This is a genomic window from Pantoea sp. 18059 (genome assembly GCF_902706165.1).
Classification (GTDB): domain Bacteria; phylum Pseudomonadota; class Gammaproteobacteria; order Enterobacterales; family Enterobacteriaceae; genus Pantoea; species Pantoea agglomerans.
In genome coordinates this window covers 1-17,877 of sequence record NZ_CACSJS010000010.1, presented here as the reverse complement: position 1 = coordinate 17,877, position 17,877 = coordinate 1, and the positions used below count along the sequence as shown (strand labels likewise).

Below are 17,877 nucleotides of genomic sequence, written 5' to 3'. Positions count from 1 at the left end.
TCCCGACTTTTTTTGTTTTTACTGCACCACCGTTAACCGGTATTGCGCATGCCTGCCGCGACACCGGCAATGGTCACCATCAGCGCCTGCTCAACGCGGGCATCCGGTTCATCGCCATTCGCTTCCCGCGCGCGCGAACGATGCAGCAGTTCGGCCTGGAGTACGTTGAGCGGATCGGTATAGACGTTACGCAGTGCAATTGACTCGGCAATCCACGGCTGATCGGCCATCAGGTGTGAGTCATTGGCAATGGTCAGTACCGCTTTGATATCCGCATCAAGCTGATCGCGCAGCTGTTTGCCCAGCGGCCAGAGTGATTTCTCGACCAGACGCTGATCGTAATATTCCGCCAGCCACAGGTCCGCTTTTGAGAATACCATCTCCAGCATACCCAGACGGGTAGAGAAGAATGGCCAGTCGCGGCACATCGCTTCCAGCTGATCCTGATGACCGGCGGCCATCGCCTGTTGCAGGGCCGCACCGGCACCCAGCCACGCAGGCAGCATCAGACGGTTCTGCGTCCAGGCGAAAATCCATGGAATCGCACGCAGCGACTCTACGCCGCCGGTAGGTCGGCGCTTGGCGGGACGTGAGCCCAGCGGTAATTTACCCAGCTCCTGCTCTGGTGTCGCTGAGCGGAAATAGGGCACGAAGTCAGCATTTTCACGCACATAACCGCGATACATCGCACAGGAGTCGGCGGAGAGCTGATCCATAATGTCGCGCCATTCGCGTTTTGGCTCCGGCGGCGGCATCAGGTTCGCTTCCAGAATTGCGCCGGTGTAGAGCGACAGGCTGGCGATGGTGACGGCGGGTAAACCATATTTAAAGCGGATCATCTCGCCCTGTTCGGTCACGCGCAGACCGCCGCGCAGGCTGCCTGGTGGTTGCGACAGCAGCGCTGCATGGGCGGGTGCGCCGCCACGGCCAATGCTGCCGCCGCGTCCGTGGAACAGCGTCAGTGAAATCCCGGCCTTCTCACAGGTTTTAATCAGGGCATCCTGTGCCTGATATTGCGCCCAGCTGGCGGCCATCACACCGGCGTCTTTCGCCGAGTCAGAATAGCCAATCATCACCATCTGTTTGCCCTGAATTAAGCCGCGATACCAGTCGATGCTCAGCAGCTGGCTCATCACGTCATTGGCGTTATTCAGGTCATCAAGCGTTTCAAACAGCGGTGCAACCGGCATGGCATAGCCTATGCCTGCTTCTTTCAGCAGCAGATGCACGGCCAGCACGTCAGAAGGGGTTTTCGCCATGGAAATAACATAGGCGGCGATAGAACCCTGTGGCGCTTCAGCCGCGACGCGACAGGTCTCCAGCACTTCACGTGTTTCATCGCTGGGCTCCCAGCTGCGAGGCAGCAGCGGACGCTTGGAGTTCAGTTCACGGATCAGGAAGGCCTGCTTGTCCGCTTCGGACCAGCTTTCATAATCGCCGAGGCCCAGATAGCGGGTCACTTCAGCAATCGCTTCGGTGTGACGGGTACTCTCCTGACGCAGATCGATACGCACCAGCGGCACGCCGAAGCATTTCACGCGGCGCAGCGTATCAAGCAACTGACCGTTGGCGATAATGCCCATGCCGCACTTTTGCAGTGACTGATAGATGGTAAACAGCGGATCCCACAGCTGATCGTTGGAGACCAGCAGATCGGCCGGGCGCGGCAGACGTTCACCTTTCAGGCGGCGTTCCAGGAATGACTGGGTAGTCATTAACTGGCTGCGCAGGCGTTTCAGGATCATACGATAAGGTTCAAGTGCTTCCGGATCGCCGCTGAGTTCCCGGATCTCTTCAGTGCACTCTGACATCGACAACTCAGAGATCAGTACGCCGATATCGCGCAGGAACAGGTCAGTGGCTTTCCAGCGACTCAGCTGCATAACGTGGCGGGTAATCGCCGCCGTAACGTTAGGGTTACCGTCGCGGTCGCCACCCATCCATGAGGTGAACTGAACCGGCACGAAATCGACCGGCAGCTTAATGCCGAACGCCTCTTCTACCTGCTCGTTCAGCTCACGCAGGAAAGCGGGTACGCCTTCCCACAGGCTGTTTTCCACCACGGCAAAGCCCCATTTGGCTTCGTCGATAGGGGTCGGACGATATTTGCGGATCTCATCGGTGTGCCACGCCTGTGCCACCAGCTGACGCAGACGGCGCATAATCTGGTTGCGTTCGTAGTCGGAGACGTCGCTGTGATCGAGCTGTTTCAGGCAGCTGTTAACTTCGACCAGCTTGTGAATCAGCGTACGGCGGGTGATTTCAGTCGGGTGAGCCGTCAGCACCAGTTCCAGCGACAGCGACTCAATGGCCGCAAGGATGTCGCTTTCGCTGATATCTTTCTGCTGCTTCAGGGTATCAAAGGTCTTTTTCAGCAGTTCGGGATGGTTCTCACCCTCGCCACTTTGCGAGATGGTCTGATACTGCTCAGCCACGTTGGTGAGGTTCAGAAACTGGCTAAAAGCGCGTGCAACCGGCAGAAGCTCCTCGTTGGAGAGGTTCTGCAGCGTATTGAGCAGTTCTTTACGATGAGTGTCATTTCCTGCACGGGATGACTTGGAGAGCTTACGGATGGTTTCCACCTGGTCGAGGATGTTCTCTCCCAGTGCATCCTTAATCGTATCCCCGAGCAGTTTGCCGAGCATACTGACATTACTTCGCATTGCGGAATATTGTTCGTTCATTGGACCCTGACACCCTTATCGTCTTGAAAAACTTCTACACCCGACCTTTCAGGCAGCAGAAAAATCAGCAACGCCATGTTCCCCCTAATCTACAGGGAACCGGCTCCGTTGCCGCCTGTCCACATTCTGAAACGCTCTGGATAATCACCCGGTGGGCATAACATCGTCTTTTATCTAGCCACGTAATGTTGCGTTCGTCAAATGCGTTAAAGTGTGCTGAAGATGTGGCTAAATAACGGAAATTCGTAGAATTTATCGGGAACAAAGCGGGATAAGTTATTCTTATTGCTAAATCCCGCAGAATGAAGGGGCATTTTACTGTTAATGCAGTGAAATGCCCCATTTGCTGTTAATCAGTGGCAAAAATGCTGCACAACCTGAGTGATAAGCGCCCTTGTCGGCTTAATAAATGCAGTATCAATAAATTCGTCTGGCTGATGTGCCTGCTCAATCGACCCCGGGCCCAGTACCAGCGTTGGGCAGAGCTGCTGAATAAAAGGCGCTTCGGTGCAGTAGTTCACCACCTCAGTGGGTATACCCAGCAATTTCTCGACCACACTGACCAGTTCATGATCTGCCGGACATTCGTAGCCAGGAATCGGCGGATGCAACTCGGCAACCGTGACACGGCCCGGCCAGCGCGCACTGACCGGTGCCAGCGCCTCGTTCAGTAGCCCATCGAGGTCGTTCAGCGACAGGCCCGGCAGCGGACGGATATCCATATGCAGTTCACAGCAGGCGCAGATACGGTTAGCGGCGTCACCGCCATGAATATGGCCGAAATTCATGGTGGGGTAGGGGATGGCAAAGCCGTCATGATGATAACGCTCCTGCAGCGTATTGCGCAGTTGCATCAGATGGGTGATCGACTCATGCATCAGTTCAATGGCGTTAACGCCTCGCGCGGGATCGCTGGAATGGCCCGATTTCCCCTCAATACGGATCACATTCGACAGGTGACCTTTGTGCGCACGCACCGGTTTAAGCGAGGTTGGTTCACCGATGATGGCGCAGTCAGGACGCAGCTGCGTCGACTCAGAAAAATATTTGGCGCCAGCCATGGTGGTCTCTTCATCGGCCGTAGCGAGGATATAGAGCGGCTTGCTCAGCGTGCTGACATCCACATCGCGCAGTGTATCGAGAATAAAGGCGAAGAAGCCTTTCATGTCTGCCGTGCCCAGGCCATAGAGCTTATTGTCGTGCTCGGTCAGGGTAAAGGGATCGCGTGTCCAGCGGCCATCGTCAAAAGGAACGGTATCGGTATGACCTGCTAGCAGCAGGCCGCCCGCACCGCTTCCGGTACGCGCCAGCATATTAAATTTATTGCGGGTGCCGGGCACCGGCTGCACTTCAACGCTGAAGCCGAGGTCGCGGAACCAGCCGGCCAGCAAATTGATTAAAGTTTCATTACTCTGATCCAGTGCGGCATCGGTTGCGCTGATCGACGGTGTGGCGATTAACTGGCGGTACAGTTCAATAAAAGGCGGTAATTTTGTCTTCACTGTTGGCGGTCCTTGGGTTAGGATGTATCCATATTCATGCAGTAATAGTGAATAAAAATACATTAACGTCCTCTGCAAGGGAACCTTAAATCACTGCAGATGACAGGGCGGGTAACGGGGCAAGGCCGCGACCCGGAACGTGCGACTGTAAAAAGGGTTACAGCCTGATGTTGAATACGCTGATCGTTGGTGCCAGTGGTTATGCTGGTACAGAGCTTGCCACCTTCCTGAATCGCCATCCACATATCAACATAACCGCTTTGGCGGTTTCGGCGCAAAGCCCTGATGCCGGCAAGCGCCTCTCCGATCTCCATCCGCAGCTGAAAGGTGTGGTGGATTTGCCGCTGCAGCCGCTGAGCAGCGCGGCCGAGTGGGCAGACAAGGTGGATGTGGTGTTCCTGGCGACGGCCCACGAAGTCAGCCACGATCTGGCGCCGGAATTTCTCAAGGCTGGCTGTGTGGTGTTCGACCTGTCGGGTGCGTTCCGCGTGAATGACGCTGATTTTTATACCCGCTTTTATGGCTTCACCCATCAGCATGGCGACTGGCTGGACAAAGCCGTTTACGGCCTTGCCGAATATCAGCATGAGAAAATCCAGCAGGCGCAGCTGGTGGCTGTGCCAGGTTGCTATCCGACCGCTGCGCAGCTGGCGCTGAAGCCCCTGGTGGATGCCGGACTGTTAAACGAGGCGCAGTGGCCGGTAATCAACGCCACCAGCGGCGTGAGCGGTGCCGGACGTAAAGCCAATGTCGGCACCAGCTTCTGCGAAGTGAGCCTGCAGCCTTACGGCCTGTTCAATCATCGTCATCACCCGGAAATCGTCGCGCACCTCGGTACGCCGGTGATCTTCACTCCGCATCTGGGTAACTTCCCGCGCGGTATCCTGGCGACGATTACCTGCCGTCTGAAAGCAGGTGTCAGCCGTGAAGATATCGCCGCAGTTTTCCATCGCGCCTATGACAACAAGCCACTGGTGCGGCTCTACGAGCAGGGCGTACCGGCGCTGAAAGCCGTTGTGGGTCTGCCTTACTGCGATATCGGTTTTGAAGTGCAGGGCGAGCATCTGATTGTCGTGGCAGCCGAAGATAATCTGCTGAAAGGCGCGGCATCGCAGGCGGTACAGTGCCTGAACATCCGGTTCGGCTTCCCTGAAACGCAGTCACTGATTTAACGGACAAATATACCATGACCAATCCATTGATTATCAAGCTGGGCGGTGTGTTGTTAGACAGCGAAGAAGCGCTGGCCCGCCTGTTTGAAGCGCTGCTGACCTACCGCAGCGCCCATCAGCGTCCGCTGATTATTGTCCACGGCGGCGGTTGCCTGGTGGATGAACTGATGAAAAAGCTGGCGCTGCCGGTGAAGAAGAAAAATGGCCTGCGTGTCACGCCAGCCGATCAGATCGACATTATTACCGGTGCGCTGGCGGGAACCGCGAATAAAACGCTGCTGGCTTGGGCAAAAAAATCGGGCATCAACGCGGTAGGCCTCTGCCTGGGCGATGCGGGCATCGTGAATGTCACACCGTTTGATGAAGAACTCGGCCACGTTGGCCACGCAATGCCGGGCGATCCGGCATTGCTGAACACCCTGCTGGCGGCCGGCTATATGCCGGTGGTGAGCTCAATTGGTATAACTGACAGCGGAGACCTGATGAACGTCAACGCTGACCAGGCGGCGACCGCACTGGCCTCGACGCTGGGCGCTGATCTGGTCCTGTTGTCAGACGTCAGTGGTATTCTCGACGGCAAAGGTCAGCGCATCGAAGAGATGACCGCCGACAAAGCTGAGCAGCTGATTACCCAGGGCATTATTACCGACGGCATGATTGTGAAAGTGCACGCTGCGCTTGATGCAGCGCGTACCCTGGGCCGCCCGGTGGATATTGCCAGCTGGCGTCACGCTGAGCGGCTGCCTGACCTGTTTAACGGCGTGTCGATTGGCACCCGGATTCTCGCTTAACGACTCTGATTCAAGGATTACGAAATGCAAACGCAAAACATCAAAAAAATCGTTCTGGCTTACTCCGGTGGTCTTGATACTTCGGCCATCATTCCATGGCTGAAAGAGAACTACGGCGGCTGTGAAGTCGTCGCTTTTGTCGCAGATATCGGTCAGGAGCGCGGCGATCTGGAAGGTGTAGAGAAGAAAGCCCTGCAGTCCGGCGCATCTGAATGCCACGTGGTTGACCTGCGTGAAGAGTTCATCAGCGACTATGTCTATCCGGTGCTGCAGACTGGCGCCCTCTATGAAGGCACTTATCTGCTGGGCACTTCAATGGCGCGTCCTATCATCGCTAAAGCACAGGTTGAGCTGGCGCTGAAAGTGGGTGCGGATGCGCTGTGTCACGGCGCTACCGGTAAAGGGAATGACCAGGTGCGTTTCGAAACCACCTACACCGCGCTGGCACCGCAGCTGAAAGTGGTGGCACCGTGGCGTGAATGGAACCTGCGTTCACGTGAAGCGCTGCTGGACTACCTGAAAGAGCGCAACATTCCGACCACCGCGTCACTGGAGAAAATCTACAGCCGCGACGAAAACGCCTGGCACATCTCTACCGAAGGTGGCGTGCTGGAAAGCCCGGCCAATGCACCGAATAAAGATTGCTGGGTCTGGACTGTCGATCCGCTGGAAGCGCCTGACCAGCCTGAAGAAGTGACCGTAACCGTGGAAAAAGGTCGGGTTGTGGCGGTTAACGGCGAAAAACTGAGTCCGTTCCAGTGCCTGGAAAAACTTAACGTGCTGGGCGCAAAACATGGCGTCGGCCGTATCGATATCGTTGAAAACCGTCTGGTAGGGATTAAATCGCGCGGCTGCTACGAAACCCCTGGCGGCACCATCATGGTCAATGCGCTGCGTGCGGTTGAGCAGCTGGTGCTGGATCGCGATAGCTTCAAATGGCGTGAGCAGCTCGGCCACGAGATGTCCTATGTGGTTTATGACGGTCGCTGGTTCGCCCCGCTGCGTAAGTCGATTCAGGCCGCTGCCGAATCGCTGGCGGAAGAGGTTAACGGTGAAGTGGTGCTGCAGCTCTACAAAGGCCAGGCGACAGCCACCCAGAAGCGTTCCGCGAACAGCCTCTACTCGGAAGAGTTCGCCACCTTCGGTGAAGATGAAGTGTACGATCACCGTCATGCGGGCGGCTTTATCCGTCTGTTCTCGCTCTCTTCGCGTATCCGCGCCCTGAACGAGCAGAAGAAGTAATTTTCAGGCGAGGTGCGCCTCGCCTCACAGTTTCATTTCAGGGGCGGCATTTATGCCGCCCCTTGTTTAACGATTCAGAGGAGTTTTCACATGGCACTTTGGGGTGGACGGTTTACTCAGGCAGCGGATCAACGTTTTAAACAGTTCAATGACTCGCTGCGCTTCGATTACCGCCTGGCAGAGCAGGACATTATTGGCTCTGTTGCCTGGTCCAAAGCGCTGGTGACGGTAAATGTCCTGACTCAGGATGAGCAGCAGCAGCTGGAAGCGGCCCTGAATACGTTACTGGATGAAGTCCGTGAGGATCCTGAGCAGATTCTGCAGAGCGACGCCGAAGATATCCACAGCTGGGTTGAAGGCCAGCTGATCGACAAGGTGGGCGCGCTGGGCAAAAAACTGCACACCGGACGTAGCCGTAACGATCAGGTCGCGACCGATCTTAAGCTGTGGTGCAAGGTGCAGATTGAGGCGCTGCTGGGTGCCACCCGTGATCTGCAGCAGGCGCTGGTGGTCACCGCCGAAGCCAATCAGGATGCGGTGATGCCGGGCTACACGCATCTGCAGCGTGCGCAGCCGGTGACGTTTGCGCACTGGTGCCTGGCCTACGTTGAAATGCTGGCGCGTGACGAGAGCCGTCTGCAGGATACGCTGAAGCGGCTCGATGTTAGCCCGCTGGGCTGTGGCGCACTGGCCGGTACCGCGTATGAGATCGATCGTCAGCAGCTGGCTGGCTGGCTGGGCTTTGCTTCTGCCACGCGCAACAGTCTGGATACCGTATCAGACCGCGATCACGTGCTGGAGCTGCTTTCTGACGCTGCCATCGGCATGGTGCATCTGTCGCGCTTCGCCGAAGATATGATCTTCTTCAACACCGGTGAAGCGGGCTTTATCGAACTGTCAGATAAAGTGACCTCCGGCTCATCGCTGATGCCGCAGAAGAAAAACCCGGATGCGCTGGAGCTGATTCGCGGCAAGTGTGGCCGGGTGCAGGGCGCACTGACCGGCATGATGATGACGCTGAAAGGTCTGCCGCTGGCATACAACAAAGATATGCAGGAAGACAAAGAGGGGCTGTTTGACGCGCTCGACACCTGGCTCGACTGTCTGCATATGTCAGTTCTGGTGCTGGATGGCCTGCAGGTTAAACGCCCGCGCTGCCAGGAAGCGGCTGAACAGGGTTACGCAAACTCCACTGAACTGGCTGACTATCTGGTCGCCAAAGGCGTGCCGTTCCGTGAAGCACACCATATCGTCGGGGAAGTAGTGGTTGCCGCCATCGGGCAGGGTGTGGCGCTGGAAGCGCTGTCGCTGGCACAGCTGCAGCAGTTCAGTGCGGTGATTGGCGAGGATGTCTATCCCATTCTGGCGCTGCAATCCTGTCTGGATAAGCGTAATGCGCAGGGCGGCGTCTCGCCACAGCAGGTTGCGCGTGCCATCGGTGACGCAAAGCAGCGTCTGGCGTAATTAACAGGTAAAAAAAAGCGGGCACATTAAATGCCCGCCAACCTCTAGCTTCAGAATTACTCATTTTTATAGGCACATCATCAAAGCGCCTGCTCTCCCGGCCGACGCTCAGATTCTCTTACGCTGACAGCAGATATTGCTGCAGATCCTCACTGCCGCCAATGTGACGACCTCCCATGAAGATCTGCGGTACCGTCGCCCGGCCTGAAACGGCGCGCAGACTCACGGTTGTTGCATCCTGTCCCAGCACGATCTCTTCGTACTGAATACCATGATCCATCAGCATCTGTTTTGCCTGGGTGCAGAAGGTGCAGCCTGGTTTAGTGAAGATTGAGACCGACTCCTGAGCTTTACACTCGGGCGCCAGATAGCGCAGCATGGTGTCGGCATCAGAGACCTCAAATGGGTCGCCCGGCTTGTTTGGCTCAACAAACATTTTCTCTACCACGCCGTTACGCACCAGCATCGAGTAGCGCCATGAACGTGGGCCAAAGCCGAGATCGGCTTTCTCAACCAGCATCTCCATGCCGCGGGTAAACTCGCCGTTGCCATCAGGGATAAAGGTAATGTTGTCTGCGCGCTGTTCTGCTTTCCAGGCGTTCATCACAAACGTGTCATTCACCGAGACGCACAGAATGCTGTCCACACCCTGCTGGGCAAACAGACCCGCTAATTCGTTGTAACGCGGCAGATGGCTGGAGGAGCAGGTCGGTGTGAATGCGCCCGGCAGTGAAAAAACGATGACCGTTTTGTCTTTAAACAGCGCTTCAGTGGTGACATCGACCCAGCGATCGCCCTGACGTGTGTGAAAAGTCACTGACGGAATAGCTTTACCTTCCTGACTTGCAAACATTTTTTTCTCCTGACATACCGCGTTCCATTTGATGTGCGCATTATTCCCAACCACCCTTGATAGGGCCAATCGTTCATTGCTATTCTATCTATCGCCACGGTCTATCGTGGCTTGGAGGGTAATAATGAATATTCGTGATCTTGAATATCTGGTTTCGCTTGCTGAACACCGTCATTTCCGCCGTGCCGCGGATGCGTGTCATGTCAGTCAGCCGACGTTAAGCGGGCAGATCCGTAAGCTGGAAGATGAGCTGGGTGTGATGCTGCTGGAGCGTACCAGCCGTAAAGTGCTGTTCACCCAGGCAGGTTTGCTGCTGGTGGATCAGGCGCGTACGGTGCTGCGTGAAGTGAAAGTGCTGAAAGAGATGGCCAGTCAGCAAGGGGAAGCGATGTCAGGTCCGCTGCATATCGGCCTCATCCCGACTACCGCGCCCTACTTATTGCCACAGATTATCCCGACGCTGCACCAGACATTCCCGAAACTGGAGATGTATCTGCACGAAGCGCAGACGCAGCAACTGCTGGCACAGCTCGATAGCGGCAAGCTGGACTGCGCGATTATCGCGCTGGTCAAAGAGAGCCAGGCCTTTATCGAAGTGCCGTTGTTTGATGAGCCGATGAAGCTGGCAGTCTATGCCGATCATCCCTGGTGCGATCGCGACCGGGTGCCTATGTCCGATCTGGCAGGCGAGAAATTGCTTATGCTGGAAGATGGGCACTGTCTGCGTGACCAGGCGATGGGGTTCTGCTTTGAGGCGGGCGCCGATGAAGATACCCATTTCCGTGCGACCAGTCTTGAGACGCTGCGCAATATGGTGGCGGCAGGCAGCGGGATTACGCTGTTACCGGCGCTGGCAGTCCCACCGGAGCGTATCCGCGATGGCGTCTGCTATCTCACCTGCTACAAACCGGTGCCACAGCGTACAATTGCGCTGGTCTATCGTCCGGGTTCACCTCTGCGCAGCCGTTATGAACAGCTGGCAGAGGCGATTAAAACCCACATGCAGCACTATTTCGACGCTGCGTTAAAACAGGCGGTTTAAGCCGTTTAACGCTGCAACGCGATAGGCTTCGGCCATGGTCGGATAGTTAAAGGTGGTATTCACGAAGTACTCAATCGTGTTGCCACCGTTTTTCTGCTCCATGATCGCCTGACCGATGTGAATAATCTCGGCGGCACGTTCACCAAAGCAGTGAATTCCCAGAATCTCTTTGGTTTCCCGATGGAACAGAATCTTCAGGCTGCCAACGTTCATGCCAACGATCTGCGCTCGCGCCAGATGTTTGAACTGCGCGCGGCCCACTTCGTAAGGCACCTTCATTGCCGTCAGCTGCTGCTCGGTTTTACCCACGGAGCTGATTTCCGGAATGGTGTAAATCCCGGTTGGGATATCTTCAATCAGGTGCGCTGACGCTTCCCCTTTGATAATCGCCTGAGCGGCAATACGGCCCTGATCGTAGGCGGCTGAGGCCAGGCTTGGATAGCCAATCACGTCTCCGACGGCATAAATGTGCGGCTGAGCCGTCTGATACATGCTGTTCACTTTCAGCAGGCCACGACCATCCGCTTCCAGGCCCACATTTTCCAGCGACAGCGAATCGGTGTTGCCGGTACGGCCGTTGGCGTAAAGCAGACAGTCGGCTTTCACTTTCTTACCCGACTTCAGATGCATGATGACGCCATCTTCCACACCTTCGATCTTCTCAAACTCTTCGTTGTGACGAATCACCACGCCGCTGTTCCAGAAGTGGTAAGAGAGAGAGTCAGACATCTCCTGATCAAGAAACGCCAGCAGGCGATCGCGGGTGTTAATCAGGTCAACTTTGACGTTCAGACCACGGAAAATCGACGCATATTCACAGCCAATCACGCCCGCGCCATAAATAATGACGTGGCCTGGTTCGTGGTGCAGATTGAGAATAGAGTCGGAGTCATAAACGCGTGGATGGGTAAAGTCGACATTGTCAGGATGGTAAGGTCGTGAACCACAGGCGATAACAAACTTCTCTGCCGTCAGCGTCTCACGCGTGCCATCCGGTTGCTCAATCTCAATGGTGTTGGCATCAACAAAATGCGCATCGCCCTGATAAAGTTCACAACGGTTACGCTCGTAGAAGCCCTGACGCATGGCTGTCTGCTGGCTGATCACGTTTTCAGTGTGATTGAGAATGTCGGCAAAAGAGGAGCGAAGCAGTCGGGTATGATCGCTGTAGAGCGGATTTTGGTTGAATTCAATAATGCGACTGACGGCGTGGCGAAGGGCTTTAGAAGGGATGGTGCCCCAGTGCGTACAACCGCCGCCGATGTTGTGGTAGCGTTCGATCACGGCGATGCGCGCTCCCTGTTTTACCAGCCCCATCGCCGCCCCTTCACCGCCGGGCCCTGAGCCAATCACAATGGCATCGTAATCGTAAGACTTTTGCATACCGATACGTCCTATTATTTATACATTTTTACAACGAGATTCTAACATCTCGTCGCGCACTTCTGAATTCTATCAGCGATTTTCATCACATTTTGACAAAGAGTGAGGTTCACAGGCGGTGACAAAGATTGCCAATCTGTACGCTGAAAATTTTGTTATAGTGCCTGCTTAACACCGCTAAAGGCAGAGAGAATGGGCGTCAGAGCGCAACAAAAAGAACGTACACGACGTACACTGATTGAAGCCGCCTTCAGTCAGCTCAGCGCCGAGCGCAGTTTTGCCAGTCTGAGTTTGCGGGAGGTTGCCCGTGAAGCAGGGATTGCACCTACCTCCTTTTATCGTCATTTCAAGGATGTTGATGAGCTTGGCCTGACGATGGTAGATGAAAGCGGGCTGATGTTGCGACAGCTGATGCGCCAGGCGCGCCAGCGTATTGCCAAAGGCGGCAGCATCATTAAAACGTCGGTGTCGACCTTTATGGAGTTTATCGGCAACAATCCCAACGCTTTCCGCCTGTTACTGCGTGAACGTTCCGGCACCTCTGCCGCTTTTCGTGCCGCCGTGGCGCGTGAAATTCAGCACTTTATCGCTGAACTGGCCGATTATCTTGAGGTCGAAAATCGCATGCCGCGCAGTTTTACCGAAGCGCAGGCTGAAGCGATGGTGACAATTGTTTTCAGCGCCGGTGCAGAAGCACTGGATGTTGATGCTGAGCAGCGACGTAAGCTTGAGGATCGGCTGGTGTTACAGCTGCGTATGATCGCCAAAGGCGCTTATTACTGGTACCGCCGGGAGCAAGAGCGACTGGCGGCCACCCTGGAAAAACCCGAAGAGCAATGAGTAAGGATCAGTCCATGACCCACCCAGGTACTCGCGATAAAAGCACACTGGTACTGGCTTTTATTACCGGCTTAGCAATTAACGGCTCGTTTTCTGTGCTGTTCAGCGCCTTTGTTCCATTTTCGATTTTTCCGCTGATTGCGCTGGGTCTGGCGGCCTGGTGTCTGCATCAGCGTTACCTCAACACCAATATGCCGGACGGCATGCCAGGACTGGCAGCGGCGTTTTTCCTGCTGGGGATTCTGGTTTATAGCGCGCTGGTGCGGGCAGAATACCCGGATATTGGCTCCAACTTCGTTCCCACCGTTCTGATGGTAGCGCTGGTGTTCTGGATTGCGACGCGTTTTAAGCGCAAGCGTAATCAGTAGTGATAAAAAAAACGGGAACCTCAGGGTTCCCGTTTTTGTTTACGCTTTACGTGTCAGCAGGACACCGCATTCCATATGGTGGGTATAGGGGAACTGATCAAACAGCGCCAGCCGCGTCACATCGTGCGTTTCCGCCAGCGTCTGCAGATTGTCGCTGAGGGTCTGCGGATTGCAGGAGATATAAAGGATGCGCGGATACGCCTGCACCATTTTCACCGTCTCTTCATCCAGTCCGCTGCGCGGCGGATCGACAAAAATCGTCTCGCATTCGTAGCTGGTCAGGTCAATTCCTTCCAGACGATTAAAGCTGCGCACGCCATTCATCGCCTGGGTAAACTCTTCCGCCGCCATACGAATGATCTGCACGTTATCAATCTGGTTCACGGCAATATTGTATTGTGCTGACGCAACAGAGGGCTTGGCGATCTCAGTCGCCAGAACGCGGCGGAAATTGCGTGCCAGCGCCAGCGAGAAGTTGCCATTACCGCAGTAGAGTTCCAGCAGGTCGCCCTGTGAATCCTGCGTCACATCCAGCGCCCACTCCAGCATCTGAATATTCATCGCCGCATTAGGCTGGGTAAAACTGTTTTCGACCTGACGATAGATAATCTCGCGACCCGCTACCGGCAGACACTCATCAACGTAGTCGCGATCCAGACAGATTTTGGTTTTGGTGGCGCGACCAATCAACTGCACATCCAGCCCTTCCGCGCGAAGCTGGTCACGCAGCGCCACGGCTGCCTGCTGCCACTCATCATCCAGTTTGCGGTGATAGAGCAGCGAAATCACAATCTGATTGCTCAGGGTCGACAGATAGTCGATCTGGAACAGTTTATGACGCAGGGTACGGTTATCACGGATCGCGGCGATCATCTTTGGCATCAGCTGATTGATCAGCTGGCTGGCCGCCGGGAACTGATCAACACGGATCCGCTCGCGTGTCTGCTGATCAAAGATGATGTGATAGATATCATCGCCGTCGTGCCACAGGCGGAATTCGGCGCGCATCCGATAGTGGCTGACCGGTGAACGGAACACCTCCACGTCGGGCGCAGCAAACGGTGTCATCATCGTCTCTAAACGACTGACTTTTTCCGCCAGCTGTGCGTCATAGTCTTCAATGGGGAGATGTTCGGGTGTCATGAGCAATCCTGATTAATAGCTTACCAGCGGGCGATTGTAGGCATTCACTTGCTGATGTCCAGTCCTGCGGCGAGAAGATGTTTGGCAGTCTGGACTTCCGTATCTCCACTCCGTAGACTGCAGACGCCGGCCTCAAGCCCGAGTTAATAGGGAATCCAGTGTGAATCTGGAGCTGACGCGCAGCGGTAAGGAATGTCGTGATGAGTGCAATTGCAGACACTGTCCTGTGGGATGGGAAGTCATCATCACTTATGGTTCCCAGCCCGAAGACCTGCCGGTGTAACGTCGCTACTCGTACAATCATCGCGTGCTATTGATTGTCGGCCTGCGGCATCCTGCTTCGTCTTATGGATGCGATAAAAATGACAAAAAAAACTGCTTCGCTGTTCGCTCTGAGCGCAACGGCGATTTCTCTCTGGGCGCAATACGGTTTTGCTCAGGGGAATGATGATACGCAAATAGTCACCGCCAACCGTTTTGCTGAACCTGTTTCAGGTGTGCTGGCACCCACCACCGTTGTTACACGTGATGAGATTGATCGCTGGCAGGCCAAAAGCCTGACGGATGTGATGCGCCGCCTGCCGGGTGTCGATGTCGCGCAAAGTGGCGGGTTAGGGCAGCAGAGTTCGCTGTTTATTCGGGGCACCGAATCGAGACATGTACTGATCCTGATTGATGGTATCCGGCTTAATCAGGCGGGCATCACTGGTTCGTCTGACCTCAGCCAGATCCCGCTGTCACTGGTGCAGCGCATCGAATATATTCGCGGTGCGCGTTCTGCAGTCTACGGTTCCGATGCGATTGGCGGCGTGGTGAATATCATTACGGGCCGATCGCAACCCGGCACCACGCTGACGGCGGGCGTCGGGTCCAACGGCTATCAATCCTACGACGGCTCAACCCAGCAGATGCTGGGCGATGCGACAAAGCTCACCCTGGCAGGCAATTACACCTATACCAAAGGGTATGACGTGGTGGCGGGTTATCCCAATGACTTTAGCCCGGCGCAGCACGATCGCGACGGCTTCATGAGCAAAACCCTGTATGGCAACCTTGAGCATCAGTTCAGCGATGAGCTCAGTGGTTTTGTGCGCGGCTACGGGTTTGATAACCGCACCGCCTACGACGGTTCATACACCTACGATAATAATTTCAATATTATCGGGCTGGCGGATACCCGCCAGCTCTACAGCCAGACCTGGGACACCGGGTTACGCTTCAATCGTGACTTCTACTCTACCCAGCTCATCGCCAGTTATGGCCATACCAAAGACATCAACTACGATCCGCGCAATGGTCGCTACGGTGCCGCGTCCACCTTTGATGATGTCACCCAGTACAATCTGCAGTGGGGCAACACCGTGCAGGTGGGGCAGGGGGCGATCAGCGCGGGTGTCGACTGGCAGAAAGAGACGACCGAGCCGGGCACGAACTATTTGTCAGATAGTTATGAGCAGCGTAATACCGGTCTCTACCTGACCGGCCAGCAGCAGTTTGGCAGCGTCACCCTCGAAGGTGCGGTACGCGGTGACGACAACAATCAGTTTGGCTGGCATAACACCTGGCAGACGGCGGCCTCATGGGAGTTTATCTCCGGCTACCGCGCGTTCGCCTCTTATGGCACCGCTTTTAAAGCACCTAATCTGTCGCAGGTTTACAGCCCGGTTTATGGCAATCGCGACCTCGATCCTGAAAAAAGTAAGCAGTGGGAAGGCGGCTTTGAAGGGCTGAGCGGACCGGTGAACTGGCGTGTGTCGGGCTATCGCAACGACATCGATAATCTGATTGATGCTGATCCGGCGACTTTCCGTTACTACAACATTAAGCAGGCCCGCATTAAAGGCGTTGAAGCGACTGCAGGATTCGACACCGGGCCGCTGGCGCATCAGCTCTCTTATGATTATGTCGACGCACGGGATGGCAGCACCGATCAGCCGCTCGTACGCCGGGCTAAGCAGCAGGTGAAATATCAGCTCGACTGGACGCTGTATGAGTTTGACTGGTCAGTTACCTACCATTATCTGGGTGACCGTTATGATACTGACTTTAACAGCTCTCCCAGCCGTCGCGTGAAGTTAGGGGGCGTCAGCCTGTGGGATCTCGCCGTCTCATATCCTGTCACTTCACAACTCACGGTTCGTGGTAGAATTGCCAACCTGTTCGATAAAGATTACGAGACAGCGTATGGCTATCAGACTCCAGGACGAGAGTATTACCTCAGCGGCAGCTACAACTTCTGATTTGCGTCCCACCGTGCTGGTGTTTGATTCCGGCGTCGGTGGGCTTTCTGTCTATGATGAGGTCCGTCAGCTGTTGCCGGATCTTCATTATCTCTATGCCTTCGATAACGCTGGCTTCCCTTACGGTGAGAAAAGCGAGACTTTCATTGTGGATCGGGTGGTCGCTATCGTTGAGGCCATTACCCGCAGCTATCCTCTCTCGTTAGTGATCATCGCCTGTAATACGGCCAGCACCGTTTCATTGCCCGCTTTACGTGAACGTTTTGCCTTTCCTGTCGTGGGGGTGGTTCCGGCGATTAAACCGGCCGCGCGCCTGACGCGAAATGGTGTAGTGGGCTTGCTGGCGACGCGTGCCACGGTGCGCCGTCCTTATACCCATGAGCTGGTGTCGCAGTTTGCCGGTTCCTGCAAGATAGAGATGCTGGGATCAGCGGAGCTGGTTGAACTGGCAGAAGCGAAGCTCCATGGTGCGGAAGTTGCTCTGAATGAGGTGCGCCGTATTGTTCAGCCGTGGCTGCGGATGGCGGAACCACCGGACACGGTCGTTTTAGGCTGTACGCACTTTCCTTTACTGCGCGAAGAGTTGCAGCAGGTGTTACCGGAAGGGACGCGTCTGATTGATTCCGGTGCGGCAATTGCACGACGCACAGCCTGGCTGCTGGAGCATGAAGCACCTGAAGTGCATTCATCGCAGCAGAACGTTGCATTTTGTACGGAGCTGGATGGTGAAGCGGTACAATTATCACCCGTTTTACGGCGTTATGGCTTCCCGTTGCTGGAAAAACTGGCGCTTTAGCGGCTTTTAGCTGAAAAAATCAGCACTCGGAATTTTATTTGAAATTAGCACTTGTCACCCTCCGAGAACTCCCTATAATGCGCCTCCACTGACACGGCACAACGGTTTACGAAGCGCCGGGTTGAGTAGGTTCGAAATCATACGAACCAGTGAGTTAAGCGAAAATAAATGCTTGACTGACAATGCGGAAAGCGTAATATACGCAGCCCGCGCCGCAGTAAATCGCGGCATGCTCTTTAACAATTTATCAGACAATCTGTGTGGGCACTCGCAGGATTGATATCAGCGTCTCCGGACGTAAAAAATATCAAGCCTCACGAGTGAACACATAATGAAATTCATTATGACGTTTTACAG

General features: G+C 55.2%; 14 protein-coding genes and 1 riboswitch. Of the genes, 9 read left to right on the top strand and 5 right to left on the bottom strand.

The window, feature by feature from the left end; genetic code table 11:
• Positions 1-32 precede the first annotated feature (32 nt).
• Entirely contained in the window at positions 33-2,684 is a 2,652-nt protein-coding gene (ppc, locus tag GVJ63_RS20170; RefSeq protein ID WP_022624923.1) for a phosphoenolpyruvate carboxylase, read from the bottom strand.
• A gap of 353 nt (positions 2,685-3,037) precedes the next feature.
• Positions 3,038-4,186 carry an acetylornithine deacetylase gene (argE, locus tag GVJ63_RS20165; protein ID WP_010258144.1) on the bottom strand — a complete coding sequence of 383 codons (1,149 nt, stop codon included), beginning with the start codon at positions 4,184-4,186 and terminating at the stop codon, positions 3,038-3,040.
• Between the two features lie 167 nt (positions 4,187-4,353).
• Here argE and argC point away from each other — a divergent pair, with 167 nt between their 5' ends.
• From argC to argH, 4 genes are all read left to right on the top strand, one after another.
• Complete coding sequence (argC, locus tag GVJ63_RS20160) at positions 4,354-5,358, top strand: N-acetyl-gamma-glutamyl-phosphate reductase (protein ID WP_010672063.1); 1,005 nt, start codon at positions 4,354-4,356, stop codon at positions 5,356-5,358.
• A gap of 14 nt (positions 5,359-5,372) precedes the next feature.
• The gene (argB, locus tag GVJ63_RS20155; protein ID WP_010258140.1) at positions 5,373-6,149 is read left to right on the top strand and encodes an acetylglutamate kinase; all 777 of its coding nucleotides are present in this window, start codon (positions 5,373-5,375) and stop codon (positions 6,147-6,149) included.
• A 24-nt stretch (positions 6,150-6,173) separates the two neighbouring features.
• Positions 6,174-7,391 carry an argininosuccinate synthase gene (locus tag GVJ63_RS20150; protein WP_022624925.1) on the top strand — a complete coding sequence of 406 codons (1,218 nt, stop codon included), beginning with the start codon at positions 6,174-6,176 and terminating at the stop codon, positions 7,389-7,391.
• A 90-nt stretch (positions 7,392-7,481) separates the two neighbouring features.
• Positions 7,482-8,855 carry an argininosuccinate lyase gene (gene argH / locus GVJ63_RS20145; protein WP_010672061.1) on the top strand — a complete coding sequence of 458 codons (1,374 nt, stop codon included), beginning with the start codon at positions 7,482-7,484 and terminating at the stop codon, positions 8,853-8,855.
• 118 nt (positions 8,856-8,973) lie between these two features.
• On the opposite strand, the gene GVJ63_RS20140 is transcribed toward argH, so the two are convergent.
• Positions 8,974-9,708, bottom strand: coding sequence for a glutathione peroxidase (locus GVJ63_RS20140; RefSeq protein WP_010672060.1), 735 nt, complete (start codon positions 9,706-9,708; stop codon positions 8,974-8,976).
• Positions 9,709-9,832: 124 nt separating this feature from the next.
• Between GVJ63_RS20140 and oxyR the strand changes: the two genes are divergently transcribed.
• Positions 9,833-10,750 (top strand): DNA-binding transcriptional regulator OxyR, encoded by a 918-nt coding sequence (oxyR, locus tag GVJ63_RS20135; RefSeq protein WP_010258132.1) that lies wholly within the window; start codon positions 9,833-9,835, stop codon positions 10,748-10,750.
• Here oxyR and sthA read toward each other — a convergent pair.
• The gene (gene sthA / locus GVJ63_RS20130; RefSeq protein ID WP_010258130.1) at positions 10,733-12,133 is read right to left on the bottom strand and encodes a Si-specific NAD(P)(+) transhydrogenase; all 1,401 of its coding nucleotides are present in this window, start codon (positions 12,131-12,133) and stop codon (positions 10,733-10,735) included. The genes oxyR and sthA overlap by 18 nt on opposite strands.
• A gap of 192 nt (positions 12,134-12,325) precedes the next feature.
• Here sthA and fabR point away from each other — a divergent pair, with 192 nt between their 5' ends.
• Both fabR and GVJ63_RS20120 read left to right on the top strand, forming a co-directional pair.
• Positions 12,326-12,973: an HTH-type transcriptional repressor FabR gene (fabR, locus tag GVJ63_RS20125; RefSeq protein WP_010258128.1), complete on the top strand. Its 648-nt coding sequence runs from the start codon at positions 12,326-12,328 to the stop codon at positions 12,971-12,973.
• A 14-nt stretch (positions 12,974-12,987) separates the two neighbouring features.
• Entirely contained in the window at positions 12,988-13,341 is a 354-nt protein-coding gene (locus GVJ63_RS20120) for a YijD family membrane protein (RefSeq protein WP_010258126.1), read from the top strand.
• Positions 13,342-13,380: 39 nt separating this feature from the next.
• Here GVJ63_RS20120 and trmA read toward each other — a convergent pair whose 3' ends face one another.
• The gene (gene trmA, locus GVJ63_RS20115; RefSeq protein WP_010672059.1) at positions 13,381-14,484 is read right to left on the bottom strand and encodes a tRNA (uridine(54)-C5)-methyltransferase TrmA; all 1,104 of its coding nucleotides are present in this window, start codon (positions 14,482-14,484) and stop codon (positions 13,381-13,383) included.
• Between the two features lie 110 nt (positions 14,485-14,594).
• Positions 14,595-14,778: riboswitch (cobalamin riboswitch) on the top strand.
• A 68-nt stretch (positions 14,779-14,846) separates the two neighbouring features.
• Here trmA and btuB point away from each other — a divergent pair.
• Positions 14,847-16,724, top strand: coding sequence for a TonB-dependent vitamin B12 receptor BtuB (btuB, locus tag GVJ63_RS20110; protein WP_159227298.1), 1,878 nt, complete (start codon positions 14,847-14,849; stop codon positions 16,722-16,724).
• Positions 16,669-17,520, top strand: a complete 852-nt coding sequence (gene murI, locus GVJ63_RS20105; RefSeq protein ID WP_159227297.1) for a glutamate racemase — start codon at positions 16,669-16,671, stop codon at positions 17,518-17,520. The genes btuB and murI overlap by 56 nt, the downstream gene beginning before the upstream one ends.
• Positions 17,521-17,877 lie beyond the last annotated feature (357 nt).